Consider the following 18,509-nt stretch of genomic DNA (forward strand, 5'->3'; position numbering starts at 1 on the left):
CAGTTTCTTTATTTAATCAAATCGGTTGGGCTCATACCGGTGATTTTTTTGAACAGTGTGCTGAAATAAGGCACATTCTTGTAGCCGACCTGTTCGGCGACCTCATAAACAAGCCGATTGCGCTCAAGCAACAACTCGCGGGCTTTTTCGATCCGAACACGCGTTAAGTAGTTGTTGAATGTTTCGCCGGTCATGTTTTTGAATATGATCGACAAGTGGTTGCGGGAAATGTACAGCTTTTCCGACAACTCCGCTAGCGTAATATCCTCGGCATAATGCTCATGGATATAGCCGGTCATATAATCCACTACCTGCCGGTGCTTACTGTTCCCTCGCCACTGGCGGCTGCTGCAGATCAGCGTAATTTTATCCGACAACCATTCGGTCAGCTGCTCTGGCCCCGTTAAGCCAACCAACTCTTTGGTGATCTGCCCTTCGGGGACCAGATCATTCAGCAGCACCCCAGTTTCATAGAGGCAATACGTAAATACCCCCCACAGCTCGCAAGCTAAAATTTGTACCGTTTCCGGAGTCATCGCTTTCTGCAGCTCCAGCCGGTTCATGTAATCGGCCACTAACTTCTTAGCTTCCGCTTCCTGGGACGCCTTCAACGCCGAAGCCAATTCCACGTAAAATTTCACCGAAAATAAATTCGCCGCTGCCGTGTTTCCGTCTTCTTCGTCCAGATAATGATATAACGCGTACGTGGAATCTCGCCGTCCCAACCTCATGTCGATCGCGCGGAACGCTTCTTCCGTTGAATCCGGAATGTGCTGCCACTGCGCTTTCACGCCTCCAATCCCAACGCGGACAACCAGTTTCAGATAACTTTTAATCGCATCGATCAGCTTCACACCCAGTTCATGCAGCTTCTGCTCCAGCAATTCCTTGGGCTCCTCTGGACGCGGGTGGAGGATTAAAACAGCCCTCGTGCTGTGCAACTCGGTATATTCCACAGTCCCGAACCTTTTGCGGGCCACCTCGCAAACAATATTGCTGATCGCAAAACGGAACAGATTCCAATCCGTCAAGGAAAATTGGCCAACGCGCGCATCCCGGACAAGATCGATCCCGATCGTCACATGGCGAAAATCCGTCCAATGCCGATAAGGCTCCGGCAATCGCCCAGCCTCGCGGTAAGAGCTGTCCAGCGTTCCGACAACCGCCGAGCGAACCCATTCCTTCTCAATAAACGGCTCATACAGGCTCAGCTTTCGCTCCATCTCGCCCTGTTTTCGACGGTTTTCTTCCTCCTCGGCCAACTCATCGATCACCTTGCCCAGAATTGACTTCAATGTTGGCATACTGATCGGCTTGGAGACATAATCGCTGACATTAAAGCGAAGAGCTTGCCGCGCATGCTCAAAATCGGAGTAGCCGCTAAAAATAATGACTTTCCCGTCATACCCTTCCTTCCGCAGCTGCTCAATCATATCAATGCCATTCATCGCAGGCATGTAAATATCCGTGATGACGATATCCGGATTGGTTTGCCGGACCACCTCCAGGCCGTCCTTCCCGTTCTGGGCTTCCCCAACCCAGGTCGCCCCAAGCTGTTCCCACGGAATCGCCCGTTTCATCCCCTGCAGCACTTGGCGTTCATCATCAATGATGGCGATTTTCCACACCCTCAACTACCTCCTTGACAGTTCTCTCCAAGATGTTTTAGATGTTTCGGCACGGACCTACGGTTTATGCAGCCGGTCCGGGTTCAAGCGGTTCGATCAGCTGAGGCACCGGGGGCTCCAACAGCTTCGGCAACGTAATCACCACACGGGTTCCCCCTTCCTCCCGTTGAGATAACTCCACGCCGTAAGCGCCTTCAAAGTAACCCGCGATACGCTCCTTCACATTGCGGATGCCGTAGCCTCCCGTTCTCCGCTTCCGCTCACGAGGCACGGCCTGCTGCAGTCCAGCGCCGTCGTCATCGATCGTAATCACAAGCTGGTCCGACTGTTCCTCCAGCGTGATCCACAACTTCCCGCAAGTACGTCCGTTAAAGCCGTGGACGATGGCATTCTCAACGAACGGTTGCAGCGTCAGCTTTGGAATAAACAACTCCTGAACGGAGAACGGAGCATCGATCGTGTAGTCCAGTTCACCGCCGCCTCCGGCTTGCCAACGAAGTTGCTGAATTTCCAAGTAACAATGGATATGCTCCAGCTCCTCGCCAATGGTAATAAAGCTATTGCCGTTGGATAAGCCAATCCGAAACATCCTGCCCATCAGCTCGAGAATCCGGCTAAGCTCGTCCTGTCCTGCTTCGATGGCCATCCAGTTTAGTTGATCCAGCATGTTGTACAAAAAATGCGGATTGATATTAGCCTGCAGCGCTTCGATTTCCGCTTTACGCTGCTGCTCGTATCTTAGTCGCAGTGACCGGTACAACTCTTCAATCTGCTCCATCTGCTTGCGATATCCATCAAACAGATACCCAAACTCGTTCTCGTAATCGTTGGGCAGATCAACGGGATGCTCGCCGCTGCCTGCTTCTTCTCGTCCGCCTACGAAATATTGCCGCATGGCGGTAACCAGCTGTTTGATCGGTTTGGTAAACTGGCGGCTTAAGTAAAGCGTAAGCAACAAGACAAGCAAAATGGCGATCACGCCAATCACGCCGATGACCAGTGCCAGACGGAAACTGCCGCTCGTAATTTCACTCCAAGGCGTGACTTCCACGAGCATCCAATGAGAATCCTGCATCTTGGAATATACCAGCAGTGAATCCCCCAGCTCTTTGTTCCCCCGGATATGAACGTATCCGGATTGATCCGTTTTTACATTGATCCATTGGGATAACTCGGTATGCTCAGGCACCAGGCCGGTTTTTAGTGTCAGCTGGCCCAACGTGTCAATCATTATCCGATTCGCCGGCGCAGAATGTCCGGCTAAGAGTTGTTCAATCTCTTTGGCTTTGACGTGGACGACGAGCACGCCGAGATATTTGTTCTCCTCGACGATTTTGCGGGCGAAGCTGAGCACCCGCACGTTCCCTTGGAAACTGGGGACTTCATGCTCGCTAACCCATGCAAAATCATTCTTGTCGAGCGCCTCCACCCAATCTTGCATAGCCAGATCGCCTAGACTACGGAACTGGATATAGCTGTTGGCGTCCCCACGTAACGGACGCTCCATATATAAGTCGATTCCTTGGATGATCGGAATCGAATAGGTCAAATTCGCTAAAGCGCGCTCCACACTCACAGAGCGGCGATGCCGATCGTATTCATCCTGCCGATCGCGCAGGAACGTAATCAGTTCATTATCGCGTGATGTCGACAACGAAATTTGCTCAATCGTCACCAACCGAGTGGTAATTTCGTTATTAAGCTCATCCAGCAACAACTGCTGGTAATGGGAACTGGTCTTGGCCAGTTCATTCGATGAAATAAGATAGCTGGCCCAGGCAATACAAGCCAAGACGACCACCATAAAGATAGAAGAACTGCGAAAAAACAAACTGTCAATTCTGAATTTCTTAAACGGATTCGTCATGCGCAAGGCTGCACTCCCTTCAGGTGTAAGGAAAAAACGGTAAAGCTGCGAAGGTCGTTCACGCTTTACCGTTATATAATTGGCTATTCGCCACCCTTATCCCTTTATTCCGGTTGTGGCAATCCCTTCAACGAAGTATTTTTGCAAGAACATAAAGATCAAGGTAGCCGGAATGATGGAGACGAGCGACATCGCCAGTAGTTGTCCCCATTCTTGAGCCGACTGGGAATCGTTAATCATCCGCAGCGCGAGGCTAACCGTATATTTGTCTACCGAATTGAGATACAACAGATGTCCAAGGAAGTCGTCCCAGTTCCACAAGAAGCAGAAGATGGTGACGGTCACGATCGCCGGAACCATCAGCGGCATGACAATCCGGAAGTAGATCCCGAACCACGAGCAGCCGTCGATTTTGGCCGATTCGTCCAGCTCCTTCGGAATGCCGCGCACGAACTGGATTAGCAGGAAGACGAAGAACGTCCCGCCCGCACCGCCCGCAAGCATATGCGGCACGATAAACGGTAAATACGTATTCACCCATCCGAGCTGGTGGAACAGAGCGTATTGCGGAATGATCAGCACCTGCCCCGGCATCATTAAGGTGAGCATAAACAAGGAGAACCAGAGGTTTTTCAAAGGGAAATTCAATCTTCCGAACCCAAACGCTACGAGCGTGCTGGATACCAGCGTCGCAGCAATAACCGCGGCCTCTAAGGCGAAAGTGTTCAGATAGAAATCGGTGAAAGTGTGACCCGGCACCGAATTCCAGCCCTTCACAAAGTTGCTCCATTGAGGAACCGAAGGAAAAATATTCGGCGAAGCCAGCTCGCCGTTCGTCTTCAGCGACGCGCCGATCCACCACAGCACGGGGTAGATCATGACCAAACTAAACAGAATCATAAAGAAGTGCCGAACCAGCGGCTTCCATTTAAAGGTCATTTGCCATTTCTCCCTTCCGGTTCCGTCTCGTAGAACACCCAATATTTCGAAGTTCCGGCAATGATCAACGTAGCAATCACGATCATCACCAACATGATCCAGGCAAGTGCCGACGAATAACCCAGCTGATACCGGCTAAACGCCCGCTCGTACAAATATAGCGCATACACAAACGTCGAGTTCATTGGCCCGCCATTTGTGATGACAAACGCTGACGTAAACATTTGGAACGCGTTGATCACGCCCATCACCAGGTTGAAGTACAATACCGGCGAGAGCATCGGCAGCGTGATGTTGAAGAACTGACGAAACCTACCGGCGCCGTCCACGGCGGAAGCCTCATACAGTTCAGCCGGGATTTGCTTAAGTCCGGCCAGGAAGATCACCATCGATGAACCGAACTGCCAGACCGTCAGCAACACCAGCGTACTTAACGCCGTATCGGGGCTGGTGATCCAACCTTTCCCCTCAAAGCCAAACGCTCCGATAATTTTGTTAAAGATCCCGTCTACACCAAAAATATTCCGCCAAAGCAGCGATACCGCGATACTGCCGCCGATCAACGACGGGAAGTAAATCGCCGTACGGTACAACCCGATCCCCCGCACCGCCCGGTTCAACACCATGGCGACAAGCAACGCTGCGATCAGCTTGAGAGGGACCGAGGCTAAGACGTACAGGAACGTAACCTTAACCGAGGTGACAAATTTGGAGTCTGCCGTAAAGATCAGCTCGTAGTTTTTGGTCCCTACCCAATTAATCGGTTCCAACAACGTGTAGTCCGTAAACGAGTAGTACAACGATAAAATCAGCGGGTATGCGGTCAGCCCGAGAAACCCGAGCAGCCACGGTGAAATAAATAAATAGCCGGCCACCGGAGCATTCCATCGTTTGAGGAAGACCCGGCGCTTGGTGCTGACTGGTGCGTCCTTTAAGCTCATGGCCGCGGAACTTTTCATGCTTGCTTCACCTCTGCAGTTTCTGAATGCCTTATAGTTCAAGTATAGGGCGGGCCCACGGCCGGTTGTAGAAGAGGAATCCTCGAAATCTTTTAAAATATCACGAAAAAATAATCTTAATAAATCCGACGTCCTTGCTGATCGTTAATGCCGCTTTTGCGGTAGAAGTACGTATTGATTTGGTCACGCCACTCCTTGGCATGCTCCGCTTGCTCCGCCAATCGCTCGGCAACCTGCTGATGCAGCGAATCTTCCATCAAGCCGGATAGACCAGCCCACAATTCCACCAGCTCCTCGGCTCGCTCAACCCCTTCAAAATGAGTATCGTAAATATGCTGAATGACCGTCTTGCCGGATTGGAGCACATGGGTGTACGGCACGTGATGGAAGAAGAGCAACAGCTCGTCGGGACACGTCTCCAGCTTTTCGTATAAACTTTGATTCGGCTCTGCATATTGTGAGGTATATCCCGTTCCCGTAGCTTTCGTGCGGTCCACACCGATCCCGTGGCAATCCGCAAAATGATACGTCCCCCACATCGAGTATTCATAACCATCGACATTCGGGCCATAATGATGGTTTGGATTCACCATAAAGCCAATGCCTAGCGGAGCGGTGTAGCTTTCGTAAATACTCCAGGAATCCATCAAAATACGAAGGATCACTTGGTTGACCCGCTCGTCGCTCCCAAATACGAGCTTAATCCATTCCTCCGCAATCGCTTCAGCGCTAAGGTCTGGATTCCAGGCCAGCCGCCCATAGCCATAAAAGTTCGCCTGTGCCAGCAAATGACCGGTCCAGTTGGCATCGTTCCCGATATTGGAAACCGCGGCAAACCCGCTGTAACGGGAACCATGCAGCGTACCGTCCACAATCCGTTTGATGGTCGAGCCCTCACCCTTCAGATGGGTGTCGAAGTCCAGCACTTCCTTCCACTGAGGTACGAGGTAGCAAACATGACGTTGCTGCCCGGTATATTCTTGGGTGATTTGGAACTCAATCATTTGATTTGTCGCAGGCATCGCACCTAGCAGCGGCGATACGGGCTCGCGCACTTGAAAATCGATTGGGCCGTTTTTGACCTGCAAAATCACGTTCTCTTTAAACCGTCCATCGAGCGGCACGAAATGATCATAGGCAGCCCGTGCCCGATCTGTTTTGCGATCTCGCCAGTCCTGCTTACAGTTGTAAACGAAGCAGCGCCAGATCACTAGTCCGCCGTAAGGTTCCAGTGCCTCGGCCAGCATATTGGCACCGTCTGCATGATCCCGTCCATACGTAAACGGTCCCGGTCGGTTCTCCGAATCTGCCTTCACCAGGAAGCCGCCAAAGTCCGGGATCGCCTGGTAAATCTCATCTGCGCGCTCCCGCCACCATGCTGCAACCTCTGGAACCAGCGGATCGGCAGTAGATAATCCGCCGATTTCAAGCGGCGCTGCGTAATTAATGCTGAGGAACAGCTTAATGCCATAGCTGCGGAAGATTTCAGCCACCTTGGCGACATCTGGCAGAAATTCCTTCGTAATCAGCCCGGTCTCGACCCGATGCACATTGACATTGTTAATGGAAATCGCGTTGATCCCTGTTGATGCCAGCAGCCGCGCATAGTCGGTAATACGTTCCAGGTTCTGTGTGAACCGATGATTTTCGTAAAAAATCGAAGCTCCTGCGTAACCGCGCTCAATACTGCCGTCCATGTTGTCCCATTGATTCACCATCCGCAGTACGTTCACCGGGCGCTCCGAAATATTCAGTCCTTGCAGCGACTGTCCGGTCCCCAGGCGGCGCAGCAAGTCAAACACCCCGTACAATAAACCGGAGGCATTCTCCGCACCGATGGCGAACCGAGCGGAATCCGGTTTATATCGTAGAGCATAGCCTTCCAACCCCAATTGCAAGGAAGCCTTCCCTTCCGAGAACACCTCATCTAGGATAGGACTATGCCCCAACAGCCCCAGCACAAAACAAGGACGGTCCCCTGCACTTTCCATAATAGAAATCTCACGCCCCAGCATTTGGGATAAACCTCTCGACAGCTCCTGAGCAGCAGTGTGCGCCGCCGGTTCATCCGGGCCATCGATAACGATGCCGTCAAATTGATCTAACTCTGTCCATCTCTCTCCCGGTTCAATCCTCCGGTATCGAAGCCAGGCATCATAACCAACTTCCGTCATTGTAGTTGTTTTGCTCATGGAATCTCCCCCTGTCATATCCATTGAAATAACGTTTCATTTTCGATCACATGCACCGGAAGGGTTGGGAAAGCCAAACGAAGCTTGCCGGCTAACCGCCTCATTCCAGGCGCTTCGCTGGGACCGTGGCCAAGGAACATCATCGCCTTCTCCCGCCCTTGATAGACAGCATCCCGCACATACTCAGGCGCTTCCCATTCCGGGCCTTCGCCTGCAATGATGAGATCGACCTCTCTAAGCAGCGGGATCGCCAGATCCCCGCCGCCCCGGTAACCAACCAGCACTCCAATTTTCCGACATATCAGCTTCGGATTCCCCGTAAACCGGATAAACGGTACATTCAGCTTCCGCTTTAACAAGCTGGCCAGCTCCTGCAGAGTCATGCCCGGAAGCTCTAAAACTGCGGACGCCGGGCGATATTCCCGCACCGCATCCTGCCAATCGAGCTCCTCAATCACCCCGGCGGTAATGCCGTCCGGAGTCTCCCGGTGAATACCGTCATGGTAGCGATAGATCGCAAGGTCCAGCTCCTTTAGTCGCTGCAGCTTATAACGGGCAACAGGATCCTCTTCCAGAAGCTTTGTCGTGTCCATCTGATGCCTGTAAAATACTCCTTCATGCGATATCAACAAGTTAGCTCCCAGCGAAGCTGCCTGCTCGATCGCCGCTTGCGTGGCCATAAACGTCACCGCGATTCCGCGCACTTGGGATTCCGCCTTACCGCTGACTAAACCATCTACCGTAGGCTGGACCCGTGTTAACTGGTCGAGAACATCTTGAATGCGCAGCATGCATTGACCTCCCCCTTCCCTGGTAAAAATCAACCCGGAACGAGAAACCTGTTCCGGGCTGAAGTCGAATGTAAATCTTATTCGTAAGCCATAGCTGCTTCTTTCAATTGCTTATAGGCTTCTTCTGGTGTAATCTTGCCGAAGCTCAGCTGATCATGGACCAGAGGGAAGTCTTTATCGATATAGTTCGTCCAGCCGCCTGGACCAGCTGTCCAGGTTTGGCCGTCTTTCTCAGTAGCGCGGAGCAGCTCCATGCCTACTTTATCCACTTCGCTCATGCTGGACTCCAACGCAGTTGCATTATCCTTGTTAACTGGCAAGCCCCGCGAGGTTTTCAGGATTTTGGAAGCTTCCGGATCATTGACGAACCAGTTGATAAACTCTACTGCCTCTGCCTTATGCTCGGAGTTCTCGGACACGGACAGGTACATCGAAGGTTTCAACCAACCCCCGGCTTCCTCAGCTCGCGGCATCGTAACGAGCGCGTAAGCGCCTGGCTTGATGCTGTCCCATGCCCCGTAGTTGTTGGAGAAGCTGTAACGGAACAAGATTTTACCGGCTACCATCAGGTCCATTTGCGGATCGAACTCTTTGTCAGAGGAGTTGACGTCCGCCGGCGGTACTAACCCTTCGTTGCGCAGTTCCTCAAAATGCTTGGTCCATTCCATGAAGGAAGCTTCATCGATGTTAAACTTCCCATCATCCGTAATGACCGTGCCTTTACCTTTACTATATTGATATGCCGAGTACATGAAGTAGTTAGCTGCATAATCTTTGGTAAAATACTGACCGCTTGGCAGCTTGCCTTTCAGTTCCTTCGCCAGGGCGAAGAAATCATCCCAAGTCCAGCCGTTTTCCGGATTTTTGACGCCCAGCTTGTCCAATGCGGCCTTGTCATAAATCATCCCAAACGCCACAGAACCGAGCGGAATCGCGTATTGCGTTCCATCCAGTTGACCGCCGGCCAAGAGCTTCGGATCGATCTTCGACACATCAACCCCATCCAGAGGAGCCAATTGCTTGCGGCTAGACCAGTCTGGCGTCCAGCCCGGATCAAGTTGAATGATGTCCGGTGCATTTTTCGCCGCCGCTTGAGTTGACAGCTTGTCCAAATAACCGTCCATCCCAGAGTATTCCGGTTCAAAAGTGATGTTCGGATGGTTTTTCGTGTACAAATCAAGAGCTGCCAAGGTGGCTTCATGCCGTTCCTGAGCCCCCCACCACATAATCCGCAGTTTTACAGGCTCACTGCCCGCACTCGTTGCGGCATTGCCTTCTCCAGCTGCTCCAGCCGGTTTGGCTGCATTGCCGTTCGTACCGCCGCCGCAGGCAGCCAGTGCCCCAACCATGGTTACCGCTACCAGCGTCGTCAGTAAACGCTTCCATTTAAACATTGATAACCCTCCCATTTGAATCGTAAATATCTGTTTACATCTTTATAGTAACGACTTCAAACGGAAGTGAATATGAGAGCAATGCACAATTTGTTTTAAAATTGCCCGAAAATTTTGATACACCTAAGTAAGCCCTTTCCTATTAAAATAGGCTCCAATCCAACGTTTGCGATAGCCGTTCTATTAACTGGACGCCTGCGATGCTATTACCTTTGGAATTGAGTGCAGGCCCCACCACGCCAATTCCGTAACGTCCAGGCACTAGCGTCAAGATCCCGCCGGATACGCCGCTTTTTGCCGGAAGCCCTGCTTCGATGGCAAATTCTCCGGACCCGTTGTACATTCCACAAGTCACCATAAACGTTTTCGCGATTTGCACATACCGTCGAGGAATCAGCGTCTTGCCCGTCAAGGGGTCCTTCCCGTCAAAGGCCAGAACCAGCGCCATCCGCGCTAAATCCTCACAGCAGACCTTAATTGCACAATGCCGGAAGTAAATGTCCAGCACTTCTTCAACGCCGCAGCCCAATACCCCTTTATCCAACAAAAAATAAGCGATCGATCGATTCAAATGCGCCGTCTTCGATTCGGAAAGATAGACTTCCCTATCGTATTCCAGGTTGGGGTTGCCGGCCAATTCGCGAAAGAATGACAAGATCCGCGCCGATTTCGCCTCCGCATTTTCCCCTTTGATCATGGAAGACACCACGATAGCGCCAGCATTAATTAGCGGATTAAAGGGAATCGCCGGCTGCATCAACTCCAGCTTCATGATGGAGTTAAAGTGATCACCGGTTGGTTCCATGCCGACCTTAGAGAAAACAGCGGATTCCCCATGGTCCATGAGGGCCAGGATCAACGTGAAAACTTTCGAAATGCTCTGCATCGTAAAACTGTCCTGAGCTTCCCCCGCAGAGATCGATCGCCCCTGAGCATCCAGAATATGAATCCCAAGCAAATCTGGCTTCGCCTTGGACAGCTCCGGAATGTACTCCGCAACCTTGCCTGCAGCGCTTGTCTCTCGGCATTCTTCCACCCACTCCTGAAGGTGGAGCTTCAGTTGATCCCATTCACTCACAGCCATGGTGAACCCTCCTGCACGTTCTCTCATATGAATCGCAACTGGATTTCCAGGATCCAACTTTACTGCGGATTGTTTAAGCGTTCTTTCGCCAAGCGAATCATTTCCTTGACCATCGCTCCGCCGATGACACCGCCAACCTTGCCGGCCTTCGCGGTCGTTAAATCACCGTTATCCCCTTCGCGCAGCGGAACGCCTAACGATTGGGCCACTTCATATTTCACATCATCCGGCCGCTCTGGAGGGGCATTGTATCCCTCACGCATCATGACTTCCGCCTTAAACCGGGCCAGGCGCAGTGCCGGGTCCGTCTCTTGACCACCATTCCCGTTATTCCCTTTTGGTTGTACCATGGATATCCCTCGCTTTCAAGTGAGTATTCTCCAATAAGATTCCCCATCAGCGGTGAGATATGTCATAGTCGGTGGTTGTGATAAAAAAGATAATTTTAGCCGATAATCATATCTTAAAAAAACGTTATCTCTAAGGAAGGCGCAGATATGAATTTGGACCAGTATCGTCCGATGATCGAAAAACCATTACGAGCATGTTTAAAACCTACGCAGGAGATCGCTGTCATCCTGCTCTCTGCCGTACTCGTAGCTGCAGGGCTCAATTTGTTCCTGATTCCGCATAGACTGCTGTCTGGGGGCGTCACAGGCCTTGCATCCATCATCGTGTATTTGACGGGATGGAATATATCACTTGTCTACTTTCTACTGAATGTCCCCTTAATCCTATGGGGCTGGAAAGCTGTTGGACGTCGTTATATCGTGCTTAGCTGTATCTCTGTCGTCAGCACCACCTGGTTTATCTCTATCATCCCCGAGGTGCAAGTCACCCGAGATCCAATTCTGGCCGCCGTATTCGGCGGAATCATCTCTGCAGCAGGCATCGGATTTTCGCTGCGGGTCGGAGGCTCGACCGGCGGGTTCGATATTCTTGGATCCATCGTCACACGAAAAAAGGACGTCCCCATGGGGAACATCCTCTTTCTGCTTAACGGGCTTGTTATTTTAGTGCTTGGCTTTTTTCAAAGCTGGGATCTCGCCCTGTATTCAATGTTATCGACCTTTGTCAAAGGGAAAGTCGTTGATATGATTCACGTCGGTCATATCAAAGTGACCTGCTTCATCATTACGAAGCGTAAAGATGAAATGCTCTGCCAACTGCGCAAGCTGCATCATGGTATTACCTGCCTCAGTTCTGAGGGCGGATATCACGAAGAGAAAAACTATACCCTGATGACCGTGACAACTAGATACGAGCTCGCTGCCGTCCGTAAAGCGGTCGTGAGTACAGACCCGCACGCGTTCATGAATGTAGTCGAATCCACAGAGATTGTTGGACGTTTTTCAAGGCCGGTTCAATAGTGACTACTTTTCAATCTCATAAAATTTGTACAAGTCGTCCAGCATCAAGTTGGCTGCTTTGATCCCGCCGGCGGTATTCCAGATGGCGTCGTCCACTTTGTAGGCTTTGCCGTTCTTGACGGCGCTCAGATTGTTCCATAACGGATCGTTAGTCCAATCCTTCTCGGTTTGGCTGGCATTGCCGTTGCCGGTTTCGTACGTGAAGTAGAAAATTCGATCGGCGTCTACTTCAGGCAGCCGTTCCTTGGTGATTTCATCAACAAACGTATCCTTCGCATTTAGAGTCATGGCATTTCGGGCAATACCCAGCTGTTCAAAAATAATCCCCGAGAACGTATTCGTGTGGTACACGCGGGTCTTCCCGTCCATAAAGCGAACGACGGATACCGTTTCGTCCAACTTGTCTCCGGCTTTAGCTTTAAAATCAGCAATTCGTGCGTCGAAGTCAGCCAGCAACTCATCCCCTTTATCGGTTAGTCCCAAGGCTTCGGCGTACAATTTAAAGTTGTTCATCCAGTTGCCGCGCAAGTCCTCGGACATCACGGTAGGGGCAATCGCCTGCAGTTGCTCATATACTTTCTCCTGACGCATCTTGTTCCCGATAATTAAATCAGGCTTCAGGCCAGCGATCAGCTCAAGGTTCGGCTGGCTTTCCTCACCAACTACCGTTACGCCCTCCATCTCGTCCTGAATATGTGGATACCACGGATCCCCGAGCCAGGAGCGCACGGCTCCGACTGGCTTTATTCCCAGTGCTAATAGCGCTTCCGTACCTTCGTTTGTCAAGACCACAACTTTTTGCGGGGTACCTGTAATTTCCGTTTCCCCCATCGCATGCTTCACAACCCGTTTGCCATCTGCCGCGGCGTTCGTGCTGTTGTCTGCCGTCTGGTTCTCGGTTGCCGAGCTTCCGTTGGTATCGGTATTGTTGGACGATCCTTGCGTATTGCTATTCCCACATCCCGCAACAACGAGTGCCAGCGCCATAACCGCGAAAGCCCATAAGACTAAGCGCCTGCGATTTGTTTTTTGGGTATGAGTATGGTTCATAATCCTTCTCCCCTTTTGCCATTTTAATGTCCTCTTTGAGTGATAATGATTATCATCTTCATGAATATAGGACATCCCCCTTTAGTTTGTCAATACAATTACAATTAAGAATGATTATCAGCCTCATTGACAGACTCTTCCCTATCTTCTAAGATTTAAAGGTCATTATTATTTTGATCTAGAAAGTGGGTAATCTAGTCCGATGAAAGGTTTAGGCTTGTTGATTTGCACGCTGGTATTAGCCGCAGCCGTCGTATGCAGTATTAGCTTTGGCGTGACGGACATCCCATTTTCTACCGTCTGGGAATCCTTTGTCCATCCGAACGGAAGCAATGAACACCTGCTCATTCAGACGGCCCGTGTACCGCGCGCTTTGATCGCTGCCTCCGTCGGGGCCTGCCTCGCCGTTGCGGGCGCATTGATGCAAGTCATCACCCGCAACCCCATCGCTTCGCCCAGCACGTTGGGCGTAAATTCCGGGGCCGCTTTCTTTATTATCCTGGCCTCGGGATGGCTTGGCTTATCGGGGATTCAAGCCTTAACTTGGGTCGCCTTAATCGGAGCTGCGCTTAGTGGAGCAGTGGTATTTCTTCTCGGCAGCCTAGGACGAGACGGCATGACGCCGATCAAGATCACGTTGGCAGGGGCTTCGATGGCAGCGTTTTTTTACTCGTTGACTCAAGGGCTTATGCTCTCCGACGGGAAGATGTTCGATCAAGTGCTCGTCTGGCTCGTAGGTTCTGTGACCGGGCGCGGGACGGAGCAGCTGCTGAACGTCCTTCCTTATATGGGAATCGGCATGGTTCTTGCTCTCTTGCTCGCTAGACAACTTAACGTATTGGCGATGGGCGAAACCGTTGCGCAAGGACTGGGCCAACGTACGGGCTTAATTAAAGCGTTAGCCGCTGCAGCCGTCATCCTGCTCGCCGGCGGCTCTGTTGCTGTTGCTGGCCCTATCGCCTTCGTTGGCATTATCATCCCGCATATCATTCGGCATTTTGTCGGCACGGATCATCGTTGGATATTACCCTATTGTGCCTTGACGGGGGCCATCCTGCTCGTATCGGCCGACATCGGCTCCAGATACATCGCCATGCCTAAGGAGATTCCGGTAGGCGTGATGACAGCGATCTTGGGCGTTCCGTTCTTCGTATACATCGCAAGAAGAGGGGTGAAGAACTGATGGCTAAATCCAACAAAGCTGCATCGCTCCACGTCCCTTCGTCGCATCGGGCCAGAAGAAGCAGAACCCTCTGGATCTGCCTGCTCCTCGCTATCCTATGTATCGTCATGATGATCATCAGCGTAGGGGTCAGCAGCCAATATCTCCCGCCGATGACCGTCTTGAAGGCCTTGTTTGGCATGGCCGAGCCGGGAGAACAAGTCATCGTCGTGAATCTCCGTCTGCCGAGAATTCTCATCGCTGTGCTGGTTGGCGCTTCTCTGGCCGTGGCCGGGGCGATCCTGCAAGGCGTAATCCGAAATCCGCTTGCTTCCCCCGATGTCGCGGGAATTACGGAAGGAGCTTCGCTCGGCGCGATTTTGTTTATTTATGTGTTTCAAGGCACGATTTCAATCCATTGGATGCCGCTGGCATCCATCCTTGGCGCTTTCTTCATTACCGCGCTCTTATATGTACTTGCTTGGAAAAAAGGAGCCTCCCCGCTGCGGATCATCCTCATCGGGATCGGGGTATCTGCCGCGATCAAGTCGTTCTCGTATATGCTGATCATCTCCGGACCGATGCAGCTGGCGAATCAGTCACTCACATTTATGACCGGCAGCATTTACGGCGTCTCCTGGGATAACGATGTGCTAACGCTGCTGCCTTGGACGACCGTGCTGCTCGTTCTCACCTGGTTGCAAGCTCGCCAAGTCAACATTCAAGCACTGGGTGACGACATCGCCACCAGCGTGGGCTCCCGCGTTCAGCTGCAGCGTTTGCTTCTGATCGTGCTCAGCGTTTCGCTGGCAGGATCTGCGGTAGCCATCGGCGGAGCCATCTCCTTTATCGGGCTGATGGCGCCGCATATGGCTCGCAGGCTGACCGGGCCGTCCTTCACCGGCGTGCTCCCGGTCAGCGCGTTGCTCGGCGCATTGATCCTGCTCGTGGCGGATCTGATTGCGCGCACGGCTTTTTTGCCGCGGGACGTGCCGGCAGGCGTGTTGACCGCTGCGATTGGTGCGCCGTTCTTTATGGTTCTGCTGTATAAGAACCGGAACCGGTTCTGATTTGCGAGCAGGCCGCTTGTTTTGCCGGCGCCCTCTGTCTTTACGGCCAACTGCAAAAGTACATTTGAAACAGCCCTAAACCCACGGTTTAGGACGATAAAATGTAAAAGTGCAGTTAGAAACGAAGATTTCTCGTAAATCGACTCCAAATGCCGGAAAGGAACTGTACTTTTACATCTAAATCACGAAAATAGCCTGTTTCTGCAAAAATGAACTGCACTTTTGCAGTTGAAGCAGCTGACGAGAACGAACAAAAGCCGGTGCCCCATGAAGGGACGCCGGCTTTATACCTACTAATGTTTACGATCCAGCCCCGCGATATCGCTTAACCCCATAATTCCAAGCGGTCAGGCCAATCGCTAAGAATACGATGCCAACCAGCGGGGTGAGCCACGCCATCCGCCACATTTCCTCGCGCTCCAGGAACAACGAAGCCGGATAGACGCCAACAAAAGCAAACGGTAAGATCCAGGTCAGCAGCACTTGAATCGCCCGGTTGTAAATCGTCACCGGATAGCGCCCGTACCCCTGCACGTTGTACATCAACGGCAAGATCCCGGTTGGCGCATCCGAATAAAACGACAAGGACGTCAACGTCGTGTAGATGCCCGTGTATATCGCTACTGCGCTAATCGTAAACAATAGCATCACAGGAATCGTCCACCACTCGAAGCTAAGCCCCAGCTGCCCGCCGCTGATCAGCATAATGATGCTCCCAATGATCGAGCCGACGAGCGCTGGCGGATCTACGTTTTCCAGGAAGATCTGGAACAGATTATACGCCGGACGCGTCATAATCCGGTCCATCTCCCCCTTCACAATATACCGCTCACTGAAGTTCCACAGGTTGACAAAGCAGCTAAACACACCAAACGGCACCATAAAGAAACCGTAGACGAACACCACTTCGCTTTCACTCCAACCGCCCAAGCTGTTGGTGTGCATAAAGATCACAAAGATAAAGATCAGGTTGGTTGCCTGAAACAACAGATCGGAAATGACCTCCACCCAAAAGTCAGCGCGGTAGGTCATCCGGGTTTTCATGTAATTTTTCAAGTATTCGCCCATGAGGCCTAAGTAGTACATGCTTCCCTTAACCTCCTTGCACGAACAGGCGTTTCCGCGAAGCACGGTACAGCCCAATCATCGGAATGAGCAGAATCAAGAACCAGATCACCTGAATGCCCAGCACGTTCCAAATTGAAGCGCCTTGAATTCGGCCGGTAAAGACCGAACCCGGCAAATAGGTAATCGCCTGAAAAGGCAGGAACGCCATAATGCCGCCCAGCCAGGCCGGGAATAAGCTGATCGGTATAATCAGGCCGGAGAACAAATCCACAACCACCCGTTTCATACGCATAAAGCCCTCGTTATTCTCCACGAAAAAAGACATCAACCCCGTGATCACGTTCAGCTGTGAATTGATCAGGAAGCTGAAGAACAACATCACCAGGAACCCTGCCCAAGCGCTTAATTCAGTTGGCAATTTGACCGGAAAAAGCACCATCGCAATCGCCATGCCCGGGATCATCAGCATCATGAAGCGGAACATCCCTTCGCCAAGTCCTTGCATCATTTTGACGATCAGGTAGTTATAAGGGCGGATAAATTGAATCGCAATGCTTCCATCTCGAATATCCGTGGAGATTTCACGATCCAGATTATTAAAATAAAACGCCCGAGCCATCCAGGATACGGCCAGGTAGGTCGTCATCTGTGAAGCGGTAAAACCGCCAAGCTCGCCGCCGTCGCCGTAAATCGCCTTCCACGTGAAATAATAAACCCCGATGTTCAAGGAATAGATCAGAATACCCGAATAATAGTTCACCCGATACGCCAGCATTGTCAAAAATCGGATGCGGATAAAATCGAGATAGGCCCCCCACTGGTTAGACATGGATGACTGCACCTTCTTTGCTCTCCACTTCCGCTTCAGAGTTCGCCGGTTTGTCCGCCGAGCCGGATTGGTAAATGCTGCGGACGATTTCGTCGGTGTTGGTTTCGATAATTTTGATGTCGGTGATGTCCGCTTGGCCGACCACTTGACCCAATACCTCGGAGACACCGATATCCCGCGGAATCCAGACCTTGGCGTTCAGGTCGTTCTCAGCCGTCCAGATGACGGGAAGCGTGCCCGTCCAGCTCCGCAATTGATCGAGCTTGGTGGCTGTTCCGAACTGGAATAAGACTTCCTTGCCCGTCCCCCAGCGGTCCTTCAACTCCTCTAAGCCGCCGTCGTAAATGATCCGCCCGTCGTCGAGCATGATGACGCGGGAGCAAAGTGCCTCGATATCCTGCAGGTCATGGGTTGTCAGCAAGATCGTTGTTCCGTGGTCGCGGTTCATATCTTTAAGAAAATCGCGAATTTCCGATTTGACTACGATGTCGAGACCAATCGTCGGCTCGTCCAGGAAGACGATCGACGGGTTGTGCAGCAGCGCCGCGACCAGCTCACAGCGCATCCGTTGGCCTAGACTGAGCTTACGTACCGGACGGTTCAGCAAATCCTGCAGCTGAAGGCGCTCCACCAGCTCGTCTAGGCGTTTCTTATAATCGGCTTGCGGCACGCGATATACCTTACGCAGCAGTTCAAACGACTCGATGACGCCGATATCCCACCAAAGCTGGCTGCGCTGGCCAAAGACGACGCCAATATGCTGCACGAACTTTTCGCGCTCAGCGTATGGCACGAAGCCGCCAACCTTCAAATGTCCCGACGTCGGCACCAAAATACCAGTCAGCATTTTGATGGTGGTCGATTTTCCGGCTCCGTTTTCCCCGATATATCCGCAGATCTCTCCCTCTGGAATCTGAAAAGAAATATCTTTCACGGCGGCCACTTCGTTGTATTCCCGCTTAAATAAATCAAGAAAGGCCCCTTTGAGGCCTTCGCGGTTTTTCTGCACCTTAAAAGTCTTGCGCAAATCGCGCACTTCAATGGCAGCCATGATGTATCCCTCGCTTTTTTGAATCAATTTATGAGTCCGCTAAAGATTATATAGT

Annotated in this window: 16 protein-coding genes; 3 read left to right on the forward strand and 13 right to left on the reverse strand. The window is 51.7% G+C overall.

Annotation, left to right across the window (positions count from 1 at the left end; genetic code table 11):
* Positions 1-8: 8 nt before the first annotated feature.
* The 9 genes from PBA01S_RS04500 to PBA01S_RS04540 form a co-directional block, all read right to left on the reverse strand.
* Positions 9-1,628: a response regulator transcription factor gene (locus PBA01S_RS04500; protein WP_016312230.1), complete on the reverse strand. Its 1,620-nt coding sequence runs from the start codon at positions 1,626-1,628 to the stop codon at positions 9-11.
* Between the two features lie 64 nt (positions 1,629-1,692).
* The gene (locus tag PBA01S_RS04505; RefSeq protein ID WP_127575476.1) at positions 1,693-3,495 is read right to left on the reverse strand and encodes a cache domain-containing sensor histidine kinase; all 1,803 of its coding nucleotides are present in this window, start codon (positions 3,493-3,495) and stop codon (positions 1,693-1,695) included.
* Between the two features lie 96 nt (positions 3,496-3,591).
* Positions 3,592-4,434, reverse strand: coding sequence for a carbohydrate ABC transporter permease (locus PBA01S_RS04510; protein ID WP_016312232.1), 843 nt, complete (start codon positions 4,432-4,434; stop codon positions 3,592-3,594).
* Positions 4,431-5,393 carry a carbohydrate ABC transporter permease gene (locus PBA01S_RS04515; RefSeq protein WP_016312233.1) on the reverse strand — a complete coding sequence of 321 codons (963 nt, stop codon included), beginning with the start codon at positions 5,391-5,393 and terminating at the stop codon, positions 4,431-4,433. The genes PBA01S_RS04510 and PBA01S_RS04515 overlap by 4 nt, the downstream gene beginning before the upstream one ends.
* 116 nt (positions 5,394-5,509) lie before the next feature.
* Positions 5,510-7,585 (reverse strand): alpha-glucuronidase family glycosyl hydrolase, encoded by a 2,076-nt coding sequence (locus PBA01S_RS04520; RefSeq protein ID WP_127575434.1) that lies wholly within the window; start codon positions 7,583-7,585, stop codon positions 5,510-5,512.
* Between the two features lie 14 nt (positions 7,586-7,599).
* Positions 7,600-8,376, reverse strand: a complete 777-nt coding sequence (locus tag PBA01S_RS04525; protein WP_127575435.1) for a Nif3-like dinuclear metal center hexameric protein — start codon at positions 8,374-8,376, stop codon at positions 7,600-7,602.
* 77 nt (positions 8,377-8,453) lie between these two features.
* Positions 8,454-9,770 carry an ABC transporter substrate-binding protein gene (locus tag PBA01S_RS04530; protein WP_127575436.1) on the reverse strand — a complete coding sequence of 439 codons (1,317 nt, stop codon included), beginning with the start codon at positions 9,768-9,770 and terminating at the stop codon, positions 8,454-8,456.
* A gap of 142 nt (positions 9,771-9,912) precedes the next feature.
* Positions 9,913-10,854: a glutaminase A gene (glsA, locus tag PBA01S_RS04535; protein ID WP_127575437.1), complete on the reverse strand. Its 942-nt coding sequence runs from the start codon at positions 10,852-10,854 to the stop codon at positions 9,913-9,915.
* Positions 10,855-10,913: 59 nt separating this feature from the next.
* Positions 10,914-11,204: an alpha/beta-type small acid-soluble spore protein gene (locus PBA01S_RS04540; protein ID WP_016312238.1), complete on the reverse strand. Its 291-nt coding sequence runs from the start codon at positions 11,202-11,204 to the stop codon at positions 10,914-10,916.
* Positions 11,205-11,351: 147 nt separating this feature from the next.
* Between PBA01S_RS04540 and PBA01S_RS04545 the strand changes: the two genes are divergently transcribed.
* Positions 11,352-12,224: a YitT family protein gene (locus PBA01S_RS04545; protein ID WP_016312239.1), complete on the forward strand. Its 873-nt coding sequence runs from the start codon at positions 11,352-11,354 to the stop codon at positions 12,222-12,224.
* A 3-nt stretch (positions 12,225-12,227) separates the two neighbouring features.
* Here the strand turns inward: PBA01S_RS04545 and PBA01S_RS04550 are convergent, their stop codons facing one another.
* On the reverse strand, positions 12,228-13,274 hold the full coding sequence (locus tag PBA01S_RS04550) for an ABC transporter substrate-binding protein (protein ID WP_127575438.1): 1,047 nt from the start codon (positions 13,272-13,274) through the stop codon (positions 12,228-12,230).
* Positions 13,275-13,476: 202 nt separating this feature from the next.
* Here PBA01S_RS04550 and PBA01S_RS04555 point away from each other — a divergent pair, with 202 nt between their 5' ends.
* Both PBA01S_RS04555 and PBA01S_RS04560 read left to right on the forward strand, forming a co-directional pair.
* Positions 13,477-14,457: a FecCD family ABC transporter permease gene (locus PBA01S_RS04555; RefSeq protein WP_036624964.1), complete on the forward strand. Its 981-nt coding sequence runs from the start codon at positions 13,477-13,479 to the stop codon at positions 14,455-14,457.
* Complete coding sequence (locus tag PBA01S_RS04560) at positions 14,457-15,506, forward strand: FecCD family ABC transporter permease (RefSeq protein WP_016312242.1); 1,050 nt, start codon at positions 14,457-14,459, stop codon at positions 15,504-15,506. The genes PBA01S_RS04555 and PBA01S_RS04560 overlap by 1 nt, the downstream gene beginning before the upstream one ends.
* A 300-nt stretch (positions 15,507-15,806) precedes the next feature.
* Here PBA01S_RS04560 and PBA01S_RS04565 read toward each other — a convergent pair whose 3' ends face one another.
* The 3 genes from PBA01S_RS04565 to PBA01S_RS04575 are packed head-to-tail and all read right to left on the reverse strand — an operon-like array spanning position 15,807 to position 18,454.
* A complete protein-coding gene (locus tag PBA01S_RS04565; RefSeq protein WP_028538854.1) occupies positions 15,807-16,592 on the reverse strand; it encodes an ABC transporter permease in 786 nt (261 codons plus the stop codon).
* Positions 16,593-16,599: 7 nt separating this feature from the next.
* Positions 16,600-17,403 carry an ABC transporter permease gene (locus PBA01S_RS04570; protein ID WP_036700098.1) on the reverse strand — a complete coding sequence of 268 codons (804 nt, stop codon included), beginning with the start codon at positions 17,401-17,403 and terminating at the stop codon, positions 16,600-16,602.
* The gene (locus PBA01S_RS04575) at positions 17,396-18,454 is read right to left on the reverse strand and encodes an ABC transporter ATP-binding protein (RefSeq protein WP_028538852.1); all 1,059 of its coding nucleotides are present in this window, start codon (positions 18,452-18,454) and stop codon (positions 17,396-17,398) included. Before PBA01S_RS04575 ends, PBA01S_RS04570 begins: the two co-directional genes overlap by 8 nt.
* Between the last annotated feature and the right edge of the window lie 55 nt (positions 18,455-18,509).

Origin of the sequence: Paenibacillus barengoltzii NBRC 101215, assembly GCF_004000745.1 — a bacterium.
Lineage (GTDB): Bacteria > Bacillota > Bacilli > Paenibacillales > Paenibacillaceae > Fontibacillus > Fontibacillus barengoltzii.